This is a genomic window from Streptomyces sp. NPDC054840 (genome assembly GCF_053611065.1).
This window is the reverse complement of sequence record NZ_JBSGZP010000699.1, coordinates 1-3,781: the sequence shown is the minus strand read 5'-3', so window position 1 is coordinate 3,781 and position 3,781 is coordinate 1. Positions and strand designations below refer to the sequence as shown.

The following is a 3,781-nucleotide window of genomic DNA, read 5'->3' as shown; positions in this document are numbered from 1 at the left end:
GCACCCCAGCGGTGCCCGCCCACCCGCCTGTCCAGGCCCAAGAGCACGGGCGTGACGACACCTACCGAGAGGAGCGGCCGGATGACCACGGCTCGCGAAATCATGACGGAGGGCGCCGAGTGCATCGGCGCCGAGGAGACGGTCCTCGAGGCCGCGAAGAAGATGACGCAGATGGGCGTCGGAGCGCTGCCGATCTGCGGCACCGACGACAAGCTCAAGGGCATGCTCACCGACCGCGACATCGTCGTGAAGGTCTTGGGCGTGGGCAAGGACCCGGGCGAGGTCAAGGCCGGAGAGCTGGCCCAGGGTGAGGCGGTCACCATCGGCGCCGACGACGACGCCACCGAGATCATGCGCACGATGGCCGACCATCAGGTACGGCGCCTGCCCGTCATCGACGGCCACCGCCTCGTCGGCATCGTCGCCCAGGCGGATGTTGCGCGCGCCCTGCCCGACCCGCAGGTCGGCGACCTCCTCCAGGCTCTCTCCGTCGACTGACTCACATTGCGGGGCTTCCCCATGGGTGGCCAGGGAGGCGCGCGTCGTCACCGGACGGCCCAGGTCCGCGGACACCACAGCCGTGACACGCTGCCATGCACATCGGGACGCCGGAGCAGCGCGCCCCCCTGCCCACCCGGAGCCGCCCCGCTGCCCATGCCGGACCACGGAACGCTGCGGTCGGCGGATCGGCCAGCACTCCGGTACTTGATCGAAGGAGCGGGCCCGCACCACGATCAGCCGCGCCGCTGACGTGCGGTGTCATGCGGTGTCATGCGGTGTCATGCGGTGTCATGCGGTGTCATGCGGTGTCATGCGGTGTCATGCGGCGGCCGCAACGCCGCCGGACTTCGGAATGTGCGCCCGTAAGCCGGGTATGCGCCCGACGTGCACCACACCGCGCGCATGCCGACGATCCGGTCGCTCGACGAGTCGACCGGTCTCACTGCCCGCCGAACAGGCTCGTACGTTCGTTGCCCGGTGGGGCCGGACGCGGATCTTGCCTCCCCCGCCGGCCGCGACGGCCTCGCCGGCTTCCGTTGCCCGGGAGGGCGCCGCCTGCGGGTATGGGCCGCCGCCCCGGCGGCTGTGCGACCACGCCCGCCTTTCGTACGCGAAGGACCGCCGCGTGCGTCGGCCGCCGGTCAGCGCGGTCGAAGAGGGCTTGGTCCAATCGGGCGGCATCGGCCCGGCTGCCCGGCAAAGCCCGCTCCTCCGGGGTAGGGAAACCTGGGCGTTTATTCTAAATCCGCACATACCTGAGGGATATTCATGGATGCGATCGTGCTCCTTCGTGACGACCACAAGACCGTCGAGAAGCTGTTCAAGCAGTTCGAGAAGACCGGGGACGAGGACACGGACGAACGGCGCAGGCTCGCCGACCAGGTCATCGAGGAGCTGACCGTCCACGCCTGGATCGAGGAACAGATCTTCTACCCCGCTGCCCGGGAAGCCGCTCCGGACACCACCGACCACATCCTGGAGAGCATCGAGGAACACCATGCGGTCGTATGGATGCTCTCCGAGCTCAAGGGCATGGACGCGGCCGACGAACGGTTCAAGGCGAAGATGAGCGTCCTGATGGAGAACGTACGCCACCACGTCGAGGAAGAAGAGAAGGAATGGTTCCCCGACGTCCGCAAGGCCATGGGGCGCAACCGGCTCACCGAACTCGGCGAGCGCCTGGAAGCCGAGAAGCCGAAGGCGCCGCGGGACCCCCTGGCCACCCCCAGCGCCGACAGCCGATGACACCGGGAGTCAGCCCGCCGCGGACGGCCCGGAGGAAAGCCGGAGCCGCGGCGCTGGCCGGAGTACTGGGGGCGCTGCTCTCGGGATGCGGGGCGGCCGCACCACGCGTCGAGGGAGCCCGGGATGCCGGCCGCGCCTTCGAGCAGGCGCTCGCCTCCCGGCAGTACGGGGCAGCCTGCGACCTGCTGGCTCCCGAAACCCGCGCCCAGTTGGAAGTGGACGAGAAGCAGACCTGCGCGAAGGCGCTGGAGGAGCAAGAGCTGCCGGTATCGGGAGCGGTGAACGGCGCCGAGGTCTACGGCCGCCAGGCCCTCGTCCGCGCCGACGGCGAGACGCTGTTCCTGTCGCAGTTCACCGGGGGATGGCGGGTGGTCGCGGCAGGCTGCATGCCCCAGGAGGACAAGCCCTACCAGTGTGTCGTGAAGGGCGGCTGAGCAATGCGAGGACTCTTCGTTGCCTGCCTGGTCGTGATCATGGGCGGCCTTGCCTATTTCATCGCGATCGGAGCGATGCACCGATGAGCGCAGGTCGGCAAGGGAGCCAGGGGCGCGGGAACTTCTGGCGGGACAACAGCCTCACTCTCGCCTTCGGAACGGCGTTCCTGCTGGTCCTGATCGGGCAGGCGCTGGCCGGGCACGCCGAGTTCAACGCTCAGCTCGCCGACGACGGCCTCCAGCGGATCAGCCTGGGCGAGTACATGACGTCCTCGGACTTCGCCGTGGACGTCACCGAGAACTGGCAGTCGGAGTTCCTGCAGTTCTTCCTGTTCATCTTCGGCACCGTCTGGCTCGTCCAGCGGGGCTCACCGGAATCGAAGGAACTCCACAAGATCGGTTCCGAGTCCGACCGCGAGCAGCGCGTGGGTGATCACGCCAGGGAGGACTCGCCGCGCTGGGCCGGCGCCAAGGACTGGCGGCAGCGGGTGTACTCCCGCTCGCTCGGCCTGGTCATGGGCGGTCTGTTCGTCCTGTCCTGGCTGGCCCAGTCGATCACGGGCGTGGCCGCCTACGACGAGCAGCAACTACGACAACTCCAGGACCCCATCGGCTGGGGCGCCTACCTGGCGTCACCGGACTTCTGGAACAGGACACTGCAGAACTGGCAGTCGGAACTCCTGGCCGTGGCCGCCATGGTCATCCTGTCCGTCTACCTGCGCCAGCGGGGATCCCCCGAGTCCAAGCCGGTCGGCTCCTCCCACACCGCCACCGGCGTCGAAGGCTGAGGCCATGGAATGTCCGGCCGGACGATTGCGGCACGTGCCCGTCCAGGCGCGCCGTGGGCGTCCCCGTGTGATGCGGCGATGACCGTCGGCTTCGCGGGTGCGGCCGAGGTGGTGTCTCCCATGACCCAAGGCTCGGGCGCACGGGCGTCTGGCCGAGCCGGCTCGTACCGGCTTTCGGCGACCGCGCCGCGGGGGTGTCGAGCGCACCGGGGATATGACCCCTGGCTGTGAATCGGCATCGGATTCACGGGCAGCGGCAAAGAGCGGGAAGGGGGACCGGGAGCGTAAGAACTCCCCCGCTCGAAGTAAGGAGACCATCATGGCGAAGCTCAGCCCCATCGACGTACAGAAGGCCCTCAAGGGCGCCGCATATCCCGCCAGCGCCGAAGACCTCGCCTCTCTGGCGAAGAGCAACGGAGCCGATGACACCGTCGTCGAAAAGCTCCAGGGCTCCGGAGCCAAGCGGTACGACGGTCCTGACGACGTGCAGAAGGCCGTCTTCGGAAGCGGCGCTTGACCGCATCGCGAGCGACTTCGGCTGCTGGGAACCCTTCGGGCGGCGCGCCGTGCCTCCGGCGTTTCGTGCCGGCCTGCGACCCGGCGCCCCGCCACCTGGGAGGCGGCCGTGCCCCGGCGAACGGCGATCTCGTCATGTTGCGCCTGTGGCGGGAGCGCATGCGTACCGCTCATCCGCTCGGGTAGGCGCCGCATGACAAGGCGAGGAAGTAGCACCTATCCCTGAAGACGGTCGGTACGAGACGCCCGCCGATGTGTCCCGCGCTCTCGACGATCTGGCTGCGTGAGCCCGGGTAC

General features: G+C 69.0%; 6 protein-coding genes. All 6 read left to right on the top strand.

Features of this window, described 5'->3' with window-relative positions; all coding sequences use genetic code 11:
- Nucleotides 1-81: 81 nt before the first annotated feature.
- The 6 genes from ACWGIU_RS32495 to ACWGIU_RS32470 all read left to right on the top strand — a co-directional run bounded on the left by ACWGIU_RS32495 (nucleotide 82) and on the right by ACWGIU_RS32470 (nucleotide 3,485).
- A complete protein-coding gene (locus ACWGIU_RS32495) occupies nucleotides 82-498 on the top strand; it encodes a CBS domain-containing protein (protein WP_453711696.1) in 417 nt (138 codons plus the stop codon).
- A gap of 405 nt (nucleotides 499-903) precedes the next feature.
- Nucleotides 904-1,221, top strand: coding sequence for a hypothetical protein (locus ACWGIU_RS32490; protein WP_453711697.1), 318 nt, complete (start codon nucleotides 904-906; stop codon nucleotides 1,219-1,221).
- Between the two features lie 48 nt (nucleotides 1,222-1,269).
- Entirely contained in the window at nucleotides 1,270-1,746 is a 477-nt protein-coding gene (locus ACWGIU_RS32485) for a hemerythrin domain-containing protein (RefSeq protein ID WP_453711695.1), read from the top strand.
- On the top strand, nucleotides 1,743-2,180 hold the full coding sequence (locus tag ACWGIU_RS32480; protein ID WP_453711694.1) for a hypothetical protein: 438 nt from the start codon (nucleotides 1,743-1,745) through the stop codon (nucleotides 2,178-2,180). The genes ACWGIU_RS32485 and ACWGIU_RS32480 overlap by 4 nt, the downstream gene beginning before the upstream one ends.
- Nucleotides 2,181-2,263: 83 nt before the next feature.
- A complete protein-coding gene (locus ACWGIU_RS32475) occupies nucleotides 2,264-2,968 on the top strand; it encodes a DUF6766 family protein (RefSeq protein WP_453711693.1) in 705 nt (234 codons plus the stop codon).
- Nucleotides 2,969-3,287: 319 nt separating this feature from the next.
- A complete protein-coding gene (locus ACWGIU_RS32470; protein WP_453711692.1) occupies nucleotides 3,288-3,485 on the top strand; it encodes a DUF2795 domain-containing protein in 198 nt (65 codons plus the stop codon).
- Nucleotides 3,486-3,781 lie beyond the last annotated feature (296 nt).

Excerpts from the sequence above, each read along its gene's own strand:
- ACWGIU_RS32485 (WP_453711695.1), top strand. The coding sequence starts at position 1,270 with ATGGATGCGATCGTGCTCCTTCGTGACGACCACAAGACCGTCGAGAAG.
- ACWGIU_RS32470 (WP_453711692.1), top strand. The coding sequence starts at position 3,288 with ATGGCGAAGCTCAGCCCCATCGACGTACAGAAGGCCCTCAAGGGCGCC.
- ACWGIU_RS32475 (WP_453711693.1), top strand. The coding sequence starts at position 2,264 with ATGAGCGCAGGTCGGCAAGGGAGCCAGGGGCGCGGGAACTTCTGGCGG.
- ACWGIU_RS32480 (WP_453711694.1), top strand. The coding sequence starts at position 1,743 with ATGACACCGGGAGTCAGCCCGCCGCGGACGGCCCGGAGGAAAGCCGGA.
- ACWGIU_RS32495 (WP_453711696.1), top strand. The coding sequence starts at position 82 with ATGACCACGGCTCGCGAAATCATGACGGAGGGCGCCGAGTGCATCGGC.
- ACWGIU_RS32490 (WP_453711697.1), top strand. The coding sequence starts at position 904 with ATGCCGACGATCCGGTCGCTCGACGAGTCGACCGGTCTCACTGCCCGC.